Below are 20711 nucleotides of genomic sequence, written 5' to 3'. Positions count from 1 at the left end.
GCGGAGCCCTTCACGCGCCGTCGAGGCCGATTAGAGTGCGCTCCATGAGCTCTCGCGAGGAGGGGCGCACCTCCGGTACGCCCGCTGGACATATCTCCGTCGTCCACCTGCCCAACGCCTGGTTCATCCTCTGTGCTTCGAGTGAGCTGGGAGACAAGCCCCTGGCGCGCACGCTCCAGGGCTCGCCCCTGGTGCTCTTCCGAGGTGAGGGCGGCAAGCCTGCGGCCCTGGTGGACCGCTGCCCGCACCGCAACGTGCCGCTGTCGCTGGGCCGGGTGAAGGAAGGCCAGCTCCAGTGCGGCTACCACGGCTGGCGTTTCGACGGCGCGGGGCAGTGCCGCGCCATCCCTGGCTTCCTGGGCGAGCCCGGCGCGCGTGCTCGCTGTGCCACGGCGCATGCCACGCGTGAGCAGGATGGCTTCGTCTGGGTCTACTCCACGCCGGGCGTCGAGCCCACCACGGAGCCCTACCGCTTCCCGCTTCTGGAGGCGCGCGAATACACCACCGTGCGCCGCACGCTTCGGGCCCCCGGTTCGCTGCACTCCACGCTGGAGAACACGCTGGACGTGCCCCACACCGCGTACCTCCATGGTGGGCTGTTCCGCACCGAGGAGAAGCGGAACGAAATCGACGTGGTGGTGCGCCGGAGCGCGGACAAGGTGGAGGCCGAGTACATCGGCGAGCCGCGTCCCAGCGGGCTCGTGGGCCGGCTGCTCGCGCCGGGGGGCGGGGTGGTGCAGCACTTCGATCGCTTCCTGATGCCCTCCATCGCCCAGGTGGAGTACCGCATCGGTGATACCAGCCACATCATGGTGACCTCCGCGATGACGCCCGTGTCGGACTGGGACACGCTGGTGTACGCGGTGGTGACGTTCCGTCTGCCATTGCCCCGCTGGTTGGTGCGCGCGGCGCTCCCGCTCCTCATGCCCGTGGCGCTCCACATCTTCGGGCAGGACGCGCGCATCCTCCGGCAGCAGACGGAGACCATCCGCCGCTTCGGCACGGAGGCCTATGCCTCCACGGAAATCGACGTGCTCGGTCCCGGCATCCTCCGCCTGCTGCGCGCCGCCGAGCGCGAGAAGCCTGGCGCCGTGGGGGACGCGGTGCATGAAACACGACTGAAGATGCGGACCTGAGAGCCATTGCGACGCGGCGTGTCGTGAGACACGGTGGAGACACTGGGTCTCACGATACCTGGGGCCGCTCCATGTATCTGAATGGAGCGCTGGGCTGAAACACTTGCCTGCTGTTAGCGTGGCGCCCCCTCGCAATTCCCCCGGAGTCCCCATGCGGTTTCCCGTTCGCGCGGCGCTGGCAGGCGCGGCGCTGCTGTTCGCGCCCCAGGCGTTGGCCACCAACTACACCCTGTGGATTCACGGGAAGAACTCCGGAGGCACGAAGCCAGGCAACTACGCCGACTTCTCCGCCTGGGGGCCCGCGTCCACGGCGGCCGGGGTGAACAAGAAGGCCGTCAACTGGGACGGGCGGCAGCGCATTGGCGGGCAGAATGAGCGCATCCGGGATGCACTCGACTGCTACTGCACCGGAGACAACTGGTGCTACATCGCGGTGCACAGCGCGGGGAACCTCCAGATTGGTTACGCGCTGGCGCTGTATGGCGGCTCGGCGCGCTACAAGAAGAACGCGAAACCGAATGCCAACGGTGTGTGTGGCAACACCGATGGGAAGACGCAGACGGGCTGGAACATCAAGTGGGTGAACGTGGCGTCGGGTGCCGCTGGAGGCAGCGAGCTGGCGGACATGGGGGAGTGGGCCGTGAGTGACCCCATCGTCAGTGACCTTGTGACGACCACCGCGCGCGCCATGTACAACCACAACACCACGCGCGGCATCCGCTTCAATATGTTCGCGGGCGCCAAGGGCAAGGTGTACTCGGGGCTCCTCCCGGGGCAGGACGACGACGCGGTGTCGTACCACTCCACGGGCGGCGTGTCGGGCAGCGCGGGCGGGGCCTACTGCAACCCGTCTGACTGGTTCTGCAACGACCTGACCACGGGCACCACCGCCTGTGAGGGTGGCCGTGCCAAGTGGACCAACCACTTCGTGAAGTTCCGCGACGACGGCGAATCCCACGGCCATGGCGCCAACGGGAAGTGGGAAGGCATCGTCGGCAAGGTGCGCGCCGACATGGTCACCAACGCGAAGTAGTCGCAGGTTCGCCGCCGCCCTGCGAGGACAGGGCGGCGGCTCCCCTGGCGGTGCGTCGTCTCAGGGCGCCACTGACGTCTGTGCCCGAGCCGCCTTCCGGGCGGCCATCCGCTGTGCCACCCGCTCCTGCCACCCGTGCACGAAGGCGTAGAAGGTGGGCAGCACCAGCAGGGTGAACAGCGTGGAGGTGACGAGCCCGCCCACCATGACGACGGCCAGGGGGCGCTCCACTTCCGTGCCGTGCAGTGGCAGCACCAGCAGCGGCAGCAGGCCCAGGATGGCGGTGCCAGCCGTCATCAGCTTGGGGCGGACGCGGCCGATGCTCGCCTCTCGAATGGCCTCCTCGAAGGGCTTGCCGTGCTGCATGAGCAGCTTCGTCTGCGCCACCAGCACCAGGCCATTCTGGACGGCAATGCCAAACAGTCCGATGAGGCCCACCAGGCTGGACACGTTCCACGTCTCCCCGGCGATGAGCAGCGCGAGGATGCCGCCGACGAAGGCGTCCGGCAGGGTGGCGATGATGACCAGCGACTCCGCCAGCGAGCCCAGCGCCAGGTACAGCAGGATGAACACCGCGAGCAGGGCCACCGCGATGGCGACCGTCATCGCCTGCGCGGCGCGCTGCTGGCTCTCCACCCGGCCGCCCACGTCCAGGAAGTAGCCGGTGGGCAGCTTCAGCTCCGCCGCCAGTCGCTCGCGCACCTCGGCCGCCGTGCTGCCCAAGTCCCTGCCCGCGACGCTGGCCTCCACGGCGATGCGCCGGCTGCCCGCCTCGCGGCGGATGCTGCCCGCGCCGAACGTCTCCTCGATGGTGGCCAGCTGGCTCAACGGGATGCGCGTGCCGTCATGGCCATCCACCAGCAGGCCCCGGATGGCGGTGGCGTCACCCCGGCGGTGGTCCGCCAGCCGCAGCAGCAAGTCATAGCGGCGCTGGCCCTTCCACACCTGGGAGAACTCCTGGCCCACCATCCCCACCTTCACGGCGTGGATGACGTCTCCGGGTGTCAGGCCCACGCGCGCCACCGCGGCGCGGTTCACGGTGATGCGGAGCTGGGGAAGGCCGGTCAGCTTCTCCGCCCGCAGGTCCTCCACGCCTTCCACCTTCGCCATGATGGCCTGCGCCCGCTCGGCCAGTCCGGCCAGCGTTTCCAGCTCCGGCCCGAAGATGCGCACGGAGAGGTCCGCCGGGCTGCCGCCAAGTCCTTCATCAATGCGCATGCCCAGCGGCGTGGTGAACAGCGTCGACACCCCAGGGACCTGTCCCACCGCCTCGCGCATCGCGGCTTCCAGGTCCTCCATCGAGCGTCCTCGCTCCGGCTTGAGGATGACGAGCACGTCCGACAGCGTGTGCGGCATCGGGTCCTCCGTGCGTTCGGCACGGCCCGTGCGGCGCACCACGTCCTCCACCTCGGGGAACTTCAACAGCGCGTCCTCCACCAGGTGGTTGAGCCGGTCCACCTCCTCCAGCGACGCCTCCGGCGGCAGCACCGTCTGGAGCAGCAGCGCGCCTTCATCCAGCTTCGGCATGAAGTCGCTGCCCACCACGAAGGCCAGTGACAGCGCGGGCACGGTGACGGCCAGGGCCACCAGCCGCACGAGGCCCGCGTGGCGCATGCACGCCTCCAGCATGGGCGCGTAGACGTGCTTGATTTTGCGGATGACCCACACGTCCTCGGGCTGTCCTTCGCGGGGCGCGCGCAGGAAGAGCCCGGACGCCACCGGCACCAGCGTGAGCGCCAGTCCCAGCGACGCCGTCAGGCAGGCCACCACGGCCGCGGCGAGCGGTTGGTACATGCGCCCCTCGATGCCCGTCATGGCGAACAGGGGGATGAACACGGAGACGACGATGAGCGTGGCGAAGGCAATGGGCCGGGCCATCTCCATGGACGCCGCCAGCGCCACGTCGCGCCGCGAAGCCGTGCCCTTCGCTTCACGCAGGCGGTGGACGATGTTCTCCGTGACGATGATGGCCGCGTCCACCAGCAGGCCCACGGCGATGGCCAGCCCTCCCAGCGTCATCGTGTTGATGCCGATGCCGGCGAACTTCAGCAGCACGCCCGCCAGCGCCAGGGACAAGGGCAGGGTGAGCGTGACGATGAGCGCCGCGCGCCAGTCTCCCAGGAGCAGGAAGAGCACGAGCACCACCAGCACCGCGCCCAGCAGGATGGCCCGGCTGACGCCGCCCAGCGCGGAGTCCACCAGCACCGATTGGTCATACACGATGCGAAGCTGCACTCCGGGCGGCAGGCCCTGTTTCAACTCCTGGATGGCGACGCGGATGCCCGCCGTCACCTGCTGTGTGTCCGCGCCGAACTGCTTGATGACCCGGCAGCTCACCACCTCGCCCTTCAGCCGGTGGGCGATGCCCCGGCGCACGGCGGGGGCCTCGCGGATGTCGGCCACGTCACCCAGCAGCACGGGCGTGCTGTCGCGCACGGCGACCACGGTGTCGCGCAGGTCCTCCACGGACTCCGCGCGCCCCACCGCGCGCACCGTCCACTCCATGGGGCCCTGGACCACGAAGCCGCCCGAGGCGTTCAGGTTCGCGCCCTCCAGCGCGTGCTCCACCTGGTTCAGGGTGATGCCGCGCGCCACCATCTGGTCCGGGTCGAGCTGCACCTGGAACTGGCGCAGGTAGCCACCCAGGCGCTCCACACCGGCGACACCGGGCACGGCGAGCAGCCGGTTCTTCACCTCGAACTCAGCCAAATCGCGCAGCGTCATCAGCTCCGCCGCGCCGGGCTCCGCTTCCAGGGTGAACTCGAACACCTCGTTGAGCCGCCCGGTGAGGCTGGAGACCAGCGGCGCGTCCGTGCCGGGGGGGAGCTCGCTCTGCGCCTGGGCCACGCGCTCGACGACGTACTGCCGGCTGCGGAAGTAGTCGGCGTCTGGCTCGAACTCCACCGTGAGCTGGGTGACGCCCAGTTGCGAGGTGGAGCGGATGCGGCGCACCTCGGGCAATCCCGCGAGCGCCACCTCCATGGGGATGGCCACGGCCGTCTCCAGCTCCTGCGCGCCCATCGCCGGGTTCTGCACGATGACGTTGAAGATGGGCGCGGACAGGTCCGGGAACACGTCGCGCGTCAGCCCCTGGAGCGCCACCGCGCCGAAGGCGGAGAGCGCCAGGGCCAGCACCACGGTGAGACCAGGCCGGGCGAAGGAGGCCCGCAGGATGCGGTTCATCCAGGAGTCGGGGGCCTCAGTGCGCATGGCCGTCACTCCCTCCGCCGCTCAACTTCTCCGCCTCCGCCTTGAGGAGGAACGCGCCTTCCACCACCACCTGCTCGCCGGGCTTCAGTCCGGTGAGGACCTCCACGTCGCCGCCCAGCGTGCGGCCCCGGCCCACCTCGCGCCGCTCGAAGACGCCGCGCGCGTCCGTGGGCAGGAAGGCCACCCAGCCACCTTCCAGCCGCTGGAGCGCCGCCGCGGGCACGGCGGTGATGGGCGCTCCCGGGTCCCCCAACGGGATGTAGGCCGACGCGGACATGCCGGGCCGAAGTTGGCCGTCGGCGTTGTCCAGCTCCAGCCTCACGGGGATGGTGCGTGATGTCGCATCCACGCGCTGCCCCACATGGCCCACCTTCGCCATGAACTCCTGGCCCGGAAAGGCCGCGAAGGTGATGCGGGCCTGCGTGCCACGCTGGATGCGCACGGCGTCACGCTCGAAGGCGTGCACCACCAGCCACAGCGAGGACACGTCACCAATGCAGAACAGCGGCAGGTTGGGGTCCGCCATCTGCCCCATCCGCGCGGTGCGTTCGACGACGGTGCCGGACAGGGGGGCGCGCAGGACGAAGCCCGGGGGGACGTTGCCGCCGCGCAGCTCTTCTTCGCTCACGCCCAGGGCCACCAGCTCCGCGCGCGCGGCGGCGACAGCGGCCTCGGCGGCGGCGGCCTCTGCTTCGGCGGCTTGCACGTCCTTGCTCGCGATGATGCGCTCGTCCGCGAGCGTGCGCTTGCGCTCGGCGGCCTGACGCGCGGCCTGGGCCTGGGCCTGGGCCGCTTGCAGCGCCGCGCGCGCCTTGCCCAGCTCGGGGCTGCGCAGGTCCGCGAGCTTTTCGCCTCGCTTCACCGCCTGACCGGTGGTGACGAAGACGGCGCTCACACGGGCGGCGATGGGGGAGGCCACCTCCGCGTAGGCGTCCTCGCTGAAGGTGAGCTCTCCCAGGACGGTGACATTCTCACCGCCCGGGCGCACGCCCACGGGCGCGGTGGTGATGCGCAAGTCTCTCAACATTTCCGACGCGATGCGGACGTGGGGCTCGCCATGGTCGTCGTGGTGGGCAGCTTCCTGGGCGGAGGGCTCGTCATGTCCATGTTCCTGCTCGTCGTGCGGCGCCTCGCGCTTGCAGGCGGTGAGCAGGAGGAGGGCGGCCACCGCGGCGTGGAGGGGCCTCATGGAAGGGCTCCAGTCTCCACGGCCAGTTGGATGCGGGCGAGGGCTGCCTGGAGGAGGCTGTCGAGGTAGGCGGCACGCGCTTCCAGCGTGTCGCGGCGAACGAGGAGGAATTCGGCGAGGCCCATCTCTCCGGCTTCGTAGGAGCGGCGAGCGAGACGCTCGTTGTCATTGAGCAGCGGCAGGGCGTCGGCTTCCAGCAGCGTCACGGCTTCCAGTCGCTTGCGGTGCTGCACGCGCGCGGCCTCCACCTGGACGTCCACTTCCACCCGGGCCGCGGCCAGCAGGGATTGGAGCCGGCGCACGCGGGCATCGCCCGTCACCCGGGCGTTGTCTCCCCGGTCGAAGATCGGCAGCGGCACGCTCAGGGCGCCGAGGTAGGCGGTTTCATCAATCTCCCGCTGGTACAGAAACCCCGCGGTGATGTCCGGCCAGACGCTCGCCCGGCCCATGCGGCGGTCGGCATCCGCCTGGGCAAGCTCCGCTTCCAGCGCGGTGATATCGGGCCGCGCCGCCACGGTGTCTGTCTTCGTCTCCATGACAGGCTGGAGCGCGAGCACTCGCAGCTCACCGCGGATGGCCAACGGATGCGTGAGCGGAAGGCCCAACATCGCGCGCAACTGGTGGAGTTGGACGGCCTCGTCCCCCTCCGCGGTGGCCACCTCCGCGCGCAGGCGGGCCAGGGACACGCGCGCCACGTTGACGTCCACCACGGGCACATCACCGGCCTCGAAGCGCCGCTGGGCGGAGTTCGTGGTCTCCCGGGCGGCGGCCTCGGCTTCCCGCGCGAGGCTCAGCCGCTCCCGCGCGTGCAGCGCCTGGAGGAAGCGCGCGGCGACGTCGCCCAGCACCCGGCGCTCGGCGTCGCGCTGGAGGGCCGTCTCCATCTCCAGACCGGCGCGCGCGGATGCCCGGCGGGCGCCGCCCTTTCCGCCCAGCTCGAAGGCCTGGCTGATGCCCACGCTCAAGTCCAGCCCGCGCACGGCGGGGTTTCCCGGCGAGCCAGGGGCACTGCGCGGGCCCGCCTGGAGCTCGAAGGTGGGGTTGTCGTTCAGCAGCGACGCGGCGGCCGCCACGGGGCCCTGGGCCTCGGCGGCGCGGCCCGCGGCATCCAGCAGCGCGGGGGCGCGCTGGCGGGCCAGGGCCAGGGTCTCTTCAAGGGACAGCGCGGCGTCGGCGGAGCCCGGCTGGGCCGCGGCGACACGTGGAAATAGGAGTGCGGCGGCGAGCCCGAAGGCTGCCACCGTGAGTGGATGGGGCACGGCGATGACCTCGCGAAAGGGAGGCGTGCGTCAGGTGGAGCGTGCCCCGCGATGACACACGGGCACACCTGTCCTGGCGGACGCGAGCGAACGAGACGGCGGACGCGACCTACGCGAGGGGGGCTATGGGGACGTGGAGGATGTCACGCCCGTCGGCCGACAACGGTTCGGCCTTCTCGTAGGCGACGCGCAAGGGCCGCGACACGAGCAGCACGAAGGAAGGCGGCGGGGCATGCGCGGCCACGGTGCGCACGTGGGCGCAGCAGGTGCAGTCGATGCAGTCCGGGGCGCACTGCCCCTGGTCATCATCGTCCGGGCAGCTCTGCGTGCAGACCTCGCCCACCGCGCCAGTGAGGGTGGGCATCAAGCCCCCCAGGCCCGGGGCGAACAGGAACAGGCAGACGATGAGCCAGATTCGGAGCACGCTGGCGACCTTCTACCACGTTTCCAAACGCAATGCGTGCGAGGGACTCACACCGGGTGAGCCTCCTCGCACGCAGGGGAAGACGACTGTCAGGAGATGCCCTTGCGCAGCCGGTTCCAATCGAAGTTGGGCGCCGGGTCGTTCTTGCGGCCCTTGGGAACCGCCACGTCGGCGTGGCCCACGATGTTCTTCATCGGAATGTTGTGCTGCTGCTTCAGGTAGCCGGTGAGCTGGGTGAGCGACTGGTACTGCGCCTCGGTGAAGGGCGTCTTGCCGCTGCCGTCGTTCACGATTTCGATGCCGATGGAGCGGTTGTTGATGTCCGAGGGCACGCCGTGCAGCTCGCCCTTGCCCGCGTGCCAGGCGCGCTTGTCGTCACCGACCAGCTGATAGATCTTCCCGTCGCGGTCCACCATGTAGTGCGCGGACACCTTGCTCTGCGGATTGCGCATCCACGCCAGGTCGCCCGCGCCGTTGTTGGTCGCGGTGTGGTGCATGACGATGGTGTCGATCTTCGTCCCGCCGCGCGAGTTCTGGTTCGGCGAGGGCGCGTTGATGACCGCGGGCTTGGTGAACTTGCCGCCCGGGGTGGTGGGCGTGGTGGGGCCGCTGGTGCCCAGCGCCTTCTTCAGCGCCGCGTGCGTGAGGTCACCGTAGAAGCCGGTGGTGGGCAGCTTGTTGTCCGCCTGGAACTTCTTCACCGCCGTTTCCGTCTGCGGACCGAAGGTGCCGGGGCCCGTCGTCACCTGGGCCTTCGTCATGTAGCCCACCTTCACGAGCGCATCCTGCAGCTGCTTCACCTTGGGCCCGGTGTCGCCCTTGCGCAGTCCCGCGGGCGGCGCGGAGACCGTGGAGGCCGCGGCGGCGGCGGTGCGGGGGGCCTGCGCCTGAGGGGCGCGGAACACGGAGGAGAGCGAGGGCAGGCGAAGGCTCATGAGGGCTTCCAGGGGGTAGAGGCTGCGTGAATCTGCCCGGATTATCGGCACCCAGGCCCCGGGAGTTGCGTAACTCCCGGGGCGAACTCGAGTGTCCAGATTCAGCCAGATTGCACTTTTTCAGGCTGTCTGAGTTTCGGCGGGCAGGGGTGGCTCTCCTGTGCCTTCCTCTGGCTGCTCCTGGGGAAGGTGGCGCCGCTTCCAGAGGGCGAAGATGGCCGGATATACGGTCAGCTCGAGTAAAAACGACGTCACGAGTCCGCCCACCAGCGGCGCGGCGATGCGCTTCATCACGTCCGCGCCCGTGCCGGTGCTCCACAGCACGGGGAGCAGGCCAATCATGTCCGTCATCACCGTCATCAGCTTGGGACGGATACGACGCGCCGCGCCATCAACGATGGTCTCCGTCAGGTCGGCCATGGAGCGCAGCCGTCCCTCCTGGCCCGCCTTCTGATGGGCCAGGGTGAGGTAGAGCAGCATCACCACGCCCGTCTCCGCGTCCAGCCCGGCCAGCGCGATGAGCCCCACCCACACGGCGATGCTCATGTTGTAGTCGAGCAGGTACAGCAGCCACACCGCGCCAATCAGGCTGAAGGGCACCGCCAGCAGGACGATGCCCATCTCCACCACCGACTTCGTGCTGAAGTACAGCAGCAGGCACACCAGCAGCAGGGTGACGGGAATCACCACCTTGAGCTTCTCCGTGGCGCGCTCGAAGTACTTGAACTGGCCGCTCCACTCCACGCGCACGCCGGTGGGCGTCTTCACCTCGCGCGCCACCGCCGCCTTCGCGTCCTTCACGTAGTCCGCGATGGGCCGCGCGGTGTCCACGAAGACGTAGGTGACGAGCTTGCCGCCCTCGCTGCGAATCATCGGCGGGCCCTGCACGAAGCGCACGTCCGCCACCTGGGCCAGCGGCACCTGCGCGCCGGCCGGGGTGGGGACCAGCACCTCCTTCAACAGCTCGGGGCTGTCGCGGTACTCACGCGCGTAGCGCACGTTGATGGGGTAGCGCTCGCGGCCCTCCACCGTCTGGGAGACGTTCTCTCCGCCGATGGCGCCCATCACCACCTCGTTGATGTCCTTCACGCCCAGGCCCAGGCGCGCGGCCTCTTCCCGCTTCACCTCGATGTCCACGTAGAAGCCACCGGTGGAGCGGTCCGCGAACGCGCTGCGCGTGCCGGGCACCTGGGCCACGGCCTTTTCAATGGCCACCGCCGCCTGCTCCAGCGTGTCCAGGTCGTCGCCAAACACCTGGATGCCCAGCGGACTTCGGATGCCGGTGGCCAGCATCTCCGTGCGCGTCTGGATGGGCATCCAGAAGATGTTGGGCATGCCCGGGTACTGGAGCGTCTCGTCCATCTCCGTCAGCAGGGCTTCCCAGGTGAGGCCCTTGCGCCACTCGGACTTCGGCTTGAGCACCACCGTCGTCTCGAACATGGACAGGGGCGCCGGGTCCGTGGCCGTCTCCGCGCGGCCCGCCTTGCCGAAGACGCTGACCACCTCTGGAATGCGCTTCAGCTCCGCGTCCATGGACTGGAGGATGCGCGTGGCCTCGGTGATGGACATGCCCGGCGGCGAGGTGGGCATGTAGAGGATGGCGCCTTCGTTGAGCGGCGGCATGAACTCATGGCCCAGCCGCATGAAGGCCGGCACCGTCAGCGCCATGGCCACCACGGACAGCGCCACCACCACCTTGGCGTGCCGCACCACGAAGCGCACCACCGGCATGTAGAGGGCCACCAGCCAGCGGTTGAGGGGGTTCTCGTCCTCCCGGCGGATGCGTCCGCGGATGAAGAGCACCGCCAGCGCGGGCGTGAGCGTCACCGCCAGCACCGCGGCGAAGCCCATGGAGTACGTCTTCGTGTACGCCAGCGGCTTGAAGAGCCGGCCTTCGGTGGCCTCCAGCGTGAAGACGGGGAGGAAGGCGACGGTGAGCACCAGCAGCGTGCCGAAGATGGAGGGCCCCACCTCCTGCATCGCGGAGATGATGACCTCGCGCCGCTCGCCGGGGCGGCCTTCCGCCTCCCACGCCTCCAGCTTCTTGTGGATGTTCTCCACGATGATGATGGAGGCATCCACCATGGCGCCAATGGCGACGATGATGCCGCCCAGGCTCATGATGTTGGCGGTGAGCTCCTGGTAGTACATGGGGATGAAGGCGAGCAGCACCGCCAGGGGCAGGGTGAAGATGGTGACCAGCGCGCTGCGCGCGTGCATCAGGAAGAGGAAGATGATGAGGCTGACCACCAGCATCTCCTCCACCAGCGCCCGGCTGAGCGTGCTGATGGACTCCTCGATGAGCCCCGAGCGGTCATAGGTGACGACCAGCTCCACGCCCTCCGGCAGGCCCGCGCGCACCTCCTCCAGGCGCTCCTTCACCGCGTCGATGACGGTGAGCGCGTTCTCCCCGTAGCGCATGACGACGATGCCGCCGGCCACCTCGCCCTTGCCGTCCAGCTCCGCGACACCCCGGCGGATGTCCGGCCCCAGGCTCACCGTGCCCACGTTGCGCACCAGCACGGGCGTGCCGTCCCCGCTCACCTTCAGCGGGATGTTCTCGATGTCCTGCGTGGAGCGGATGTAGCCACGTCCTCGGATGATGTGCTCGTGGCCCGCGATTTCCATCACCCGGCCGCCCACGTCCTCGTTGGACTCGCGGACCGCGCGTGTCACCTCGCCCAGCGTCACGCCGTAGGCGCGCAGTTGGTTGGGGTCCACCTGCACCTGGTACTGCTTGACGATGCCGCCCACGCTGGCGACTTCCGCCACGCCGGGCACGCTGGAGAGCGCGTAGCGAACGTTCCAGTCCTGGAGGCTGCGCAGGTCCGCCAGGGAGTGCTTGCCGCTCTCGTCCACGAGCGCGTACTGGAACACCCAGCCCACGCCGGTGGCGTCCGGACCCAGCATGGGCGTCACACCCGCGGGCAGGCGTCCGCGCGCCGTCTCCATGTATTCGAGCACGCGGCTGCGCGCCCAGTACATGTCCGTGCCGTCCTCGAAGATGACGTAGATGAAGGACATGCCGAACATGGACTGGCCACGGACGGCCTTCACCTTCGGCGCCGACAGCAGGGAGGAGGAGATGGGGTAGGTGATCTGGTCCTCGACCAGGTCCGGCCCACGTCCCATCCATTCGGTGAAGACGATGACCTGCGTGTCGGACAGGTCGGGGATGGCGTCCAGCTTGGTGTTGCGAACCGCGTGGACGGCCCACGCCGCCAGGCCGCCCACCAGCAGGAGGGTGAGGAACGGGTTGCGCGCGCACGCACCGATGATGCGGCCGATGAAGCCCTGTCCGCCGTTCTCAGTGGGCTGCATGGCTGCCTCCGAAGTCATCCGTGGCGGAGCGGATGCGGCTCTCCGCCGCGATGAGGAAGTTGCCGCTGGTGACGACGACGTCGCCGGGCGACAGGCCCTCCAGCACCTCGTAGGTGCCGTTGCCCTTGATGCCGAGCTTCACTTCCTGGGGCCGCAGCCGGCCCTCGCCCAGGTCCACGAACACCAGCCGCCGCGGGCCGGTGTAGATGACGGCCGAGTCGGGAATCTGGAGTCGCGGCGCGCCGCCCTGCAGAATGAAGCGGACGTCCGCGTACATGTCCGGCTTCAGCTCCAGCTCCGGGTTGGGCAGCTCGATGCGGATGCGCCCGGTGCGCGTGGCGCCTTGCAGGGACGGGTACACGTAGCCGACGCTGCCCGCGTATTTCTTCCCAGGCAGGTAGGGCAGGGTGACTTCCACCGGATGGCCCGGCTTCACGCGCGCCAGGTCCTGCTCGTACACGTCCGCCTCCACCCACACCTTCGCCAGCGGGGCGATGCGGAACAGGCGCTCACCGGCCTTCACCGCCGCGCCCTCCACCACGTTCTTCTCCAGCACGTAGCCGCTGGCGGGCGCCAGGAAGGGCATGTTCTCCACCGGCTGGCCTCGCTGGGCGACGCGCTCGATTTGCGCCGCGGACAGGCCCCACAGCTCCAGCCGCTTGCGCGCCGCGCCCACGAGCGACGCGTTGGCCGCGCTCTGGCTCTGACGCGCCAGCAGGTACTCCTGCTGCGCGGCGTAGAGCTCCGGGCTGTAGAGGGTGAAGAGGACGTCGCCCTTCTTCACCGGCTCGCCCGTGGCGTTGACGCGCAGCTCGTGGATGTAGCCGTCCAGCTTGAGGGTGACGTCCACCAGCGACTTCTCGTCGAAGGTGACGCGGCCGAGCGCGCGCAGGGACAGGTCCATGGAGGCCTGCTCCACCTTCGCCGTCTTCACGCCGATGCGCTGCCGCCGCAGGTCGTCCACCCGGATGATGCCGCTCGCCAGCTCGGCGCGGCTGACGGGGGTCAGGTCCATGCCGCAGATGGGGCACGCGCCCGGGCTGTGCTGCTTCACGGACGGGTGCATGGGGCAGGTGTAGTGCGCGATTTCACCCTCGCCGTGAGCACCCGCGGGAGCGGCCGAGCGCCACTCGCTGGCGGAGCCACACGCCAGCATGCGCCGGCCCATGTACGGGTTCTCCAGCTTGGGCTCGCGCTGGAGCCACTGATTCACCCCCTCCACCATGGGGCATTCGAAGACGTGCCAGCCTTCCTGGAGCCGCGGATCGGCGGACGCCAGGGCGATGAGCGCTTCACTCACGCGCGCGAAGTGCTGGCGCGCTGCCTCGGCGTCCTTCGCCGAAGCGAGTTGCGCGGCGCCGTCCGCGCCCTGCTGGAGCCAGGCCGTCAGCGGCGTGCCATGACCCTGGGTGGCCTCGGCGGCCTGCTGGAGCGCGGCCTTCAGCGCTCCCGCCCTGGCCTCGAGTCCTTCCAGGGTGTCCTGCGCGAGCAAGGCCCGTGTGGCTTCGTAGGACTCGAAGGCCGCGCGCGTGTACTCCAAAGCGGCGTCGGGCAGCGGCGTGCCCGCGCCGCTGTGAGCCTCATGCGTCGCGGGCGCGGTGCCGGTGTGGGACGTGGAGCCGAAGAACCAGCCCGCGAGGGGCTTCCAGGCCACGGCGACGAGGACGGCGAGGGCAACCACTCCCAGCCAGGGGGCGATGCGGCGGCGGTTCGGGGGGCTCATCGCGTCTCTCCGTTCCGGGGCAGTCCCGGGGTGTGGCCCATGGCCTTGTCCAACTCCGCCCGGCGGCGCTGCACGTCCGCCAGGGCTGTCTGTTCACGCAGCTCCACGCGGCGCAGGCCGCGCTCCGCCTCGATGAGGACCTGGAAGCTGTTCTTGCCGCTCTCGAAGCCCGCGCGGGCGGCGGACACCTGGTCCTTCGCCGCGGGGATGAGCCGCTCCTGGAAGAGCGCCACCACGCGCCGAGCCTCCTCGGCGCGCGAGCGCGCCTGCTCCACCTCGACGCGGATGTCGGAGATGAGCTGCTCTTCCTCCCGGCGCAGGCGCTTCAGGCCGGATTCGGCCTCCCGCACAGCGGCCTTCCGCTTGCCGAAGTCGAGCGGGATGTTGAGGGTGACGCCCGCCATGAACTGGTGGGGCGTGTCCATCCACATGGAGTTGTACTCACCCATCACCATGACATCCGGGTAGTAGTCGCGCTTCGCGAGCCGGACGGCGGCCTCGCCACCACCGAGCCGGGCCCGCAGGCCCTCCAGCTCCGGGCGCAGGCGCAGCGCTTCGTCTTGCAGCCGTTCGGCGGGCACGGACTCCGCGGCATGCGTGGGCATGGCTTCCGGCAGTGGCGGCAGCGGTGCCTGGGGGGCGCGGTGCAGCAGGCCGTTGAGCTGGGCGCGAAGCCGCTCGCGCTCGGCTTCGAACATCACCTGTTCGCGCAGCACCTCGCTCAGCTCCACCTCCGCCTGGAGCGGATCCTGCTGCGAGGCGCGGCCGGTGACGTATTGGGCCTCCGCGCTCTTCTTGAGCTGCCCGAGCAGCCGCAGGTGCTCCGCCGTGACGTCGAGCGAGCGCTCCACGACGAACAAGTCATCGAAGAGCGTGGAGGCCGTGAGGGCCAGGCGCAGACGCAGGGCCTCGCGGTCCTCGCGCATCGCCTGCGCTTCCGCCAGCGCCATCTCCCCTCGCAGGCCGCGCTTGCCGGGGAAGGGGAGCTGTTGGCTCAGCCCCACGACCTGTCCGAAGGGCACGCTGCCCGTGATGCTCAGCGGCGCGACTTCATAGGTCAGCATCGGGTCTTCGAGCGCCGTCTCACGCGGGTAGCGTTCGAGACTGGCGCGCCACGCCTCACGCGCTGCTTCCAGTGAGGGGTTGCGCGCGAGCACCTGCCGCACCAGCTCCGCGCGCTCCAGCACGGTGGCGCTCGTGAAGGGCTCGGATGCCTGTGCCTCCGGTGCCTGCCGGGCAATGGCTTCGAGTTGGGATTGATACCGCTGCTCATTGGCTCCGGCCGCGCCGGGGCCCAGCCACACAGCGACGCCGGTGGCGAGCACGGCCCGCGTGGCGGACCGCCTCCAGGTTCCATGGGACGACATGACTTCCTGCTCCAGATGACGGGATACGAGCCTGTCGCCGGGAGAAGGACGTCACCGGCGGCGGGCGGAATCCGGCCGGTGGACACACGTCCACCCGCCAGGCCTCAGCGCATGCGGGCCGGACGTCTCAAATGAGGTAGGAGCAGTGCTGCAGGTACAGCGGCGGCGCGGTGGCGCGATGCACGCCCCGGATGCGCACCCACGACGTGGGCAGGGCCTCGGGCGCTGGCGGCACCACGGGGACAGCCTGGGGAAGCACCGCCAGGGGCGTCAGCGCCCACGCATGGCGTGCGCTCGCGGTGACGGGCTCTGGCGCCGGGAGCTGCACGGCGAGTTCGCCGCAGCAGTCGTGGTGGTTGCCACGGATGCCCGCTTCCTGAGCGTCGGGCGCGGCCTTCGTCCGCTTCGACTGGGGGCAGACACACGTCAGGTCCAGCTTCACCGTGCCCTGGCAGAGATGGAACAGCCCCTCGGCCGCCCCCGCGATGGGAGGCAGCCCCAGGACCACCAGCAATGTCAGGACTCGGACGAGCATGAGCGTGGGCTTGCCCAGCAGATAGCGCGGCGTGACGGCGCGTGCAACTCCGCACGCGCCGCGCCATTCCCATTCAACTCATGCCGCGCCGCGTGTTGGCACGGGCTTGGGCTGGATGAGCTCGGTGGAGAAGTAGCGCTCCATGCGGTCGGGGAACACCGTCACCACCTGCGCCCCCGGGCCCAGTCGCTTCGCGGCTTCCACCGCGGCGACGTAGTTGAGGCCGGACGACGGCCCCACCGGGAAGCCGCGGCGGATGAGCGCCCTGGCGGTGCTCATGGCGACGTCGTCCGACACGTCGATTTCAACGCGGCCCGGCATGTCCGCCTCGCGGTACAGCCGGGACATGCCATCCACCACGCCCGGGACGCGGGGGCTGAAGCTGCAACATTCGATGTCGCAGCCCAGGCCGGCGATGGGGCGCGCCACGAAGGCCGTCACCGGACAGCCTGCTTCCGCGAAGGCCTGGTACAGGCCCACCACGGTGCCGCCCGTGCCTACGCCGCTGACCACGCCGTGCACCAGCCCGCCCGGGATTTGCGACAGAATCTCCTGGCCCGTCCACACCCGGTGGGCCTCGGCGTTGTCCAGGTTCTCGAACTGACGCGGCGCGAAGGCCTTGCGCTCACGCGCCAGCTCCTCCGCCTTCACGATGGCGCCGTGCACGCCGGCTTCGCGCGGCACCAGCACCACGTCACCCCCATAGGCGCGGATGGTGAGGATGCGCTCCCCGGTGACTCCCTCCGGCATCACCGCCGTGAAGCGCAGGCCCATCTGGGCGCAAGCCAGCGCCAGGGCGATGCTCGTGGAGCCGCTGGACGCCTCGATGACCTCGCCGCCGGGGACGAGCTCCCCCTGGCGCCACGCCTTCTCCAGCATGTAGCGCGCGATGCGGTCCTTGGTGGAGCCGCTGGGGTTGAGGAACTCCAGCTTGCACCAGATGGTGGGGCCCTCCTCGTGGAGACGTACGGGGACGAGCGGAGTGGGACCCACGGCCTGGAGGAAGCGGCCGTCCGCGGGAAGAGGGCGACAGGGAGGACGCATGCGGCCTTCCCTATCGCGAAACGGCGCGTTCGGCACTGGCCATGAACTTTTTGCTGGGTTCCTGGACAGGCGCTTGTCTGCCCGCCCCGACAGCGCGCCTGTTGGTGCCCGTAACATCTGGCGTTCAGGCGGAGGCGCGGCTACGAAAGAGCCTGGCCCACACACCTCCGTATGCCTCCCACTTCCGCGCTCATCCTCAACGTCAACGACGACGCGGCCAGCCGCTATGTCACCTCCCGCGTGCTGGAGCTCGCGGGCTTCCGCGTCGTGGACGCCGCCTCCGGGATGGAGGCGCTTGCCCTGGTGACCGAGGACACGGACCTGGTCATCCTGGACGTGCGGCTGCCGGACATCAGCGGCCTGGAGGTGTGCCGGAGGTTGAAGGAGACGCCTCGCACACAGGGTGTCCTGGTGCTCCACCTGTCCGCACAGGCCGTGGGGCCGGGCGATCGGGCGCAGGGCTTGGAGCGCGGCGCGGACGGCTACCTGGTGGCGCCGGTGGACCCGGAGGAGCTGGTGGCCCAGGTCCACGCGCTGCTCCGGCTGCGCCAGGCCGAGCGCGAGGTGAAGGAGCTGTCCCGCGAGGTGGTGCACCAGCGCCAGCTCCTGGAGTTGGCCATCTCCTGCGCGGCGGACCCCATCGCGCTCTACGACGAGACCGGGCGCGTCCTGTCGGCCAATCAGTCCCTGTATGCCTCACGCGGCAGCCACGCCGTGCATGCACCGGGCAGGACACTGGATGAGCTGCAGGCCGCGGATGGGGCGCTGACGCCGTACCTCGAACAGGTGCGGGTGGCCCTTCGCACGGGGCAGGTGCAGCGCGGCACCATGGTCTTGGGATCGGACCGGGGCCCGCGGTACTTCGACTACGTCCTGTCGCCCGCGCTGGGGGCCGGCGGCGAGGTGCTGGCGGTGATGTCCTCCCTGCGGGACGTCACGGAGTCGCGCAGCGCGGAGGAGTTCCGCGAGCAGTTCATCGGCATGTTGGGGCATGACCTGCGCAACCCGCTCAACGCGCTGTCCATGTCCGCGCAGCAGCTGCGGCGCAAGGGTGGGCTGGACGAGCGCCAGGGCATGCTCACCGAGCGCATCCTCACCAGCGCCGAGCGCATGGACCGGATGATTCGCCAACTGCTGGACTTCGCGCGCTCGCGGCTGGGCGGTGGCATTCCGGTGGTGCGCTCGCCGTGCGACGTGTTCGAGGTGGTGCGCCGCACCGTGGACGAGCTGCGCGCCAGCCATCCTGGCCGGGTGGTGGAGCTGGAGTCCAAGGGCGATGGCCTGGGGAAGTGGGACTCCGACCGCCTGGAGCAGGCCGTGGGCAACCTGGTGGCCAACGCGTTGAAGTACAGCCCGGCGGAGAGCACCGTGTGGGTGGGCGCCGAGGGCTCCGAGCGCGAGGTGGTGCTGCGCATCCACAACCGTGGCACGCCCATCCCCGCCGAGGACCTGCCCCATGTCTTCGGCGCCTGGCGACGGGGCCGGCGCGCGGCCAGTGACGCGGGCGCGCCCAGCGGCCTGGGCCTGGGGCTCTACATCACCCGGCAGATTGTCCGGGCGCATGACGGGGACGCGCAGGTGGCCTCCAGTGCGACGGAGGGCACGACCTTCCTCATTCGCCTGCCACGTTGATGAGTAGCTGACGGTTGGGGCACCTCACGACTCCCCGTTTGGGGTTGCCGCTACCACCTTCCGTGCATGGCGTCAGAGAAGCTCATTTTCGCTCAGTCCGTGGAAGCGCTCTTCGTGCGGGCGCTCGGGCCGTATCTCACCCGGGATGGACGCCAGCGCTTGAAGGCGGTGGGGCTCGACCTGTCGGAGCCGCTGCGCCCCCAGTACACATTGGAGCAGTGGCGCGCCTTCCTGCGCGTGGCGGCGCAGGATGTCTTCCCGACCCTGCCACCGCACGAGGCCAGCTTCGCGTTGGGCGCGCGCTTCCTCCAGGGCTTCCGGCAGACGTCGGTGGGCCGGGCCAGCCTGTCGCTCGTCACGCAGTTGGGGCCGCGGCGCACGCTGGAGCGGGTGCCGTACAACGTCCGCGCCGGCAACAACTTCAATGAGGTCCGCGTGGAGGAGTCCACGCAGGACAGCGCCACGCTGTGGATGAAGGACGTCACGGCGGACACGCCGGACTTCGCGGCGGGCTTTCTGGCGGAGACGCTGCGGTCGGCGGGCGCGGGGCATGTGGAGGTGAAGCCCATCGCCTTCGACGGCACGGCGGCCACCTTCCGCGTCACCTGGTCGAAGGTCGCCAGCCGGGCGCCCGTGGCCGGTGCCGGTCCCCGTCGCGTCCACTGAGGCGGGAGCGCCGCCGCGACGCGCCCTTCCTGCTGGACTCGCTCCGTCTCCGAGTGTCTCGGTTGCCGGTGGAGGCGCTGGAGCACCCGTTCAGGGCGCGCTGGCGCTGGCCCCCTTCCGCGAGCTGTCGCACGATGCCGGCCGGACGCGCTCCCTGTCCGGAAGGAAGTCACCGCATGGCCCGGTTGTTCGTCGAGGACCTCCACGTCCGGCTCGGCGCGAATGACATCCTGAAGGGCATCACCGCCGATTTCCGAGATGGCGAAGTGGTGGCGCTGCTGGGCCGCTCCGGCAGCGGCAAGTCCACGCTGCTGCGCTCCGTCGCCGGACTGGAGACGCCGGTGCGAGGGCGCATCCACATCGGCGAGCGCACAGTGTTCGACGCGGCTGCGAAGGTGAACCTGCCGCCAGAGCGGCGTGACCTGGGGCTGGTGTTCCAGTCCTACGCGCTGTGGCCGCACAAGACGGTGTTCGACAACGTGGCCTACGGCCTGCGGCTGCGCAAGCAGCCCCGCGAGCAGGTGGAGCGGGCCGTGCGCGAGGTGCTCCAGGGTGTGGGCCTGGAGGGGTATGGCGACCGGTTCCCCAGCCAGCTCTCCGGTGGGCAGCAGCAGCGGGTGGCGCTGGCGCGGGCGCTCGTCTACGGGCCGCCGCTGGTGCTCCTGGATGAGCCCTTGTCCAACCTGGACGCGAAGCTGCGGGAGGAGGCGCGCGTGTGGATTCGCGCGCTCATCAAGCGGCTGGGGCTCACCGCGCTCTTCGTCACCCATGACCAGGTGGAGGCCATGGCCATCGCCGACCGCATCATGCTGCTGGACGGTGGGCGGATGGTGCAGGACGGGACGCCGGAGCAGCTCTACACGGAGCCCCGGAGCCTGTTCGCCGCCGACTTCATGGGGGTGAACAACACCTTGTCCGGCCGCGTGGTGGAGCGGCGCGACGGCGAGGCGCGGCTCCAGGTGGGAAGCCAGTCATTGTGGGGCCTGCTGCGTGGGGACGGCTCCGGTGGCGACACGGCCACCGGCGTCATCCGCGTGGAGGAGCTCCAACTGGCATCCGGGCCCGGGGAGAACCGGCTCCCGGCCGCGCTGGTGAGCTCCATCTACGTGGGCGGGCGCTGGGAGCACCAGTTCCATGCCGCAGGGCAGACACTGCGCGCCTCGACGCGCCAGTCGTTGGCCCCGGGGGCCTACACGCTCGCGTTCCCCAAGGAGCGCCTCTGGATTTTCTGAGAGGC

At 70.1% G+C, this 20711-nt stretch carries 15 protein-coding genes; 5 read left to right on the top strand and 10 right to left on the bottom strand.

The window, feature by feature from the left end; translation table 11 throughout:
• Positions 1-44: 44 nt before the first annotated feature.
• Positions 45-1136 (top strand): aromatic ring-hydroxylating oxygenase subunit alpha, encoded by a 1092-nt coding sequence (locus BLU09_RS03250; RefSeq protein WP_011551102.1) that lies wholly within the window; start codon positions 45-47, stop codon positions 1134-1136.
• 151 nt (positions 1137-1287) lie between these two features.
• Positions 1288-2169 carry a hypothetical protein gene (locus BLU09_RS03245; RefSeq protein WP_167371015.1) on the top strand — a complete coding sequence of 294 codons (882 nt, stop codon included), beginning with the start codon at positions 1288-1290 and terminating at the stop codon, positions 2167-2169.
• A gap of 60 nt (positions 2170-2229) precedes the next feature.
• Here BLU09_RS03245 and BLU09_RS03240 read toward each other — a convergent pair whose 3' ends face one another.
• The 10 genes from BLU09_RS03240 to BLU09_RS03195 all read right to left on the bottom strand — a co-directional run bounded on the left by BLU09_RS03240 (position 2230) and on the right by BLU09_RS03195 (position 17176).
• Complete coding sequence (locus tag BLU09_RS03240) at positions 2230-5379, bottom strand: efflux RND transporter permease subunit (protein ID WP_244171375.1); 3150 nt, start codon at positions 5377-5379, stop codon at positions 2230-2232.
• The gene (locus BLU09_RS03235) at positions 5369-6568 is read right to left on the bottom strand and encodes an efflux RND transporter periplasmic adaptor subunit (protein ID WP_090485228.1); all 1200 of its coding nucleotides are present in this window, start codon (positions 6566-6568) and stop codon (positions 5369-5371) included. The genes BLU09_RS03240 and BLU09_RS03235 overlap by 11 nt, the downstream gene beginning before the upstream one ends.
• Positions 6565-7827 carry a TolC family protein gene (locus BLU09_RS03230; RefSeq protein WP_090485225.1) on the bottom strand — a complete coding sequence of 421 codons (1263 nt, stop codon included), beginning with the start codon at positions 7825-7827 and terminating at the stop codon, positions 6565-6567. The genes BLU09_RS03235 and BLU09_RS03230 overlap by 4 nt, the downstream gene beginning before the upstream one ends.
• 109 nt (positions 7828-7936) lie before the next feature.
• On the bottom strand, positions 7937-8251 hold the full coding sequence (locus BLU09_RS03225; protein ID WP_090485222.1) for a hypothetical protein: 315 nt from the start codon (positions 8249-8251) through the stop codon (positions 7937-7939).
• An 89-nt stretch (positions 8252-8340) separates the two neighbouring features.
• The gene (locus BLU09_RS03220; protein WP_090485219.1) at positions 8341-9186 is read right to left on the bottom strand and encodes a peptidoglycan recognition protein family protein; all 846 of its coding nucleotides are present in this window, start codon (positions 9184-9186) and stop codon (positions 8341-8343) included.
• 120 nt (positions 9187-9306) lie between these two features.
• Positions 9307-12507: an efflux RND transporter permease subunit gene (locus BLU09_RS03215; RefSeq protein WP_090485217.1), complete on the bottom strand. Its 3201-nt coding sequence runs from the start codon at positions 12505-12507 to the stop codon at positions 9307-9309.
• The gene (locus BLU09_RS03210; RefSeq protein WP_186817669.1) at positions 12494-14230 is read right to left on the bottom strand and encodes an efflux RND transporter periplasmic adaptor subunit; all 1737 of its coding nucleotides are present in this window, start codon (positions 14228-14230) and stop codon (positions 12494-12496) included. The genes BLU09_RS03215 and BLU09_RS03210 overlap by 14 nt, the downstream gene beginning before the upstream one ends.
• Positions 14227-15597 carry a TolC family protein gene (locus BLU09_RS03205; RefSeq protein WP_090485214.1) on the bottom strand — a complete coding sequence of 457 codons (1371 nt, stop codon included), beginning with the start codon at positions 15595-15597 and terminating at the stop codon, positions 14227-14229. Before BLU09_RS03205 ends, BLU09_RS03210 begins: the two co-directional genes overlap by 4 nt.
• Positions 15598-15724: 127 nt before the next feature.
• Positions 15725-16132, bottom strand: coding sequence for a hypothetical protein (locus BLU09_RS03200; RefSeq protein WP_090485211.1), 408 nt, complete (start codon positions 16130-16132; stop codon positions 15725-15727).
• 78 nt (positions 16133-16210) lie between these two features.
• Positions 16211-17176, bottom strand: a complete 966-nt coding sequence (locus BLU09_RS03195) for a PLP-dependent cysteine synthase family protein (RefSeq protein WP_090485208.1) — start codon at positions 17174-17176, stop codon at positions 16211-16213.
• Positions 17177-17347: 171 nt separating this feature from the next.
• Between BLU09_RS03195 and BLU09_RS03190 the strand changes: the two genes are divergently transcribed.
• From BLU09_RS03190 to BLU09_RS03180, 3 genes are all read left to right on the top strand, one after another.
• Positions 17348-18808: a sensor histidine kinase gene (locus BLU09_RS03190; RefSeq protein ID WP_090485205.1), complete on the top strand. Its 1461-nt coding sequence runs from the start codon at positions 17348-17350 to the stop codon at positions 18806-18808.
• Positions 18809-18874: 66 nt separating this feature from the next.
• Positions 18875-19474 carry a DUF2378 family protein gene (locus BLU09_RS03185; RefSeq protein WP_090485201.1) on the top strand — a complete coding sequence of 200 codons (600 nt, stop codon included), beginning with the start codon at positions 18875-18877 and terminating at the stop codon, positions 19472-19474.
• Positions 19475-19650: 176 nt separating this feature from the next.
• Positions 19651-20706: an ABC transporter ATP-binding protein gene (locus tag BLU09_RS03180; RefSeq protein ID WP_090485198.1), complete on the top strand. Its 1056-nt coding sequence runs from the start codon at positions 19651-19653 to the stop codon at positions 20704-20706.
• The last annotated feature ends 5 nt before the right edge of the window (positions 20707-20711 follow it).

The sequence above is a fragment of the Myxococcus virescens genome (assembly GCF_900101905.1).
GTDB lineage: Bacteria > Myxococcota > Myxococcia > Myxococcales > Myxococcaceae > Myxococcus > Myxococcus virescens.
This window is presented reverse-complemented; position numbering and strand designations above follow the sequence as displayed.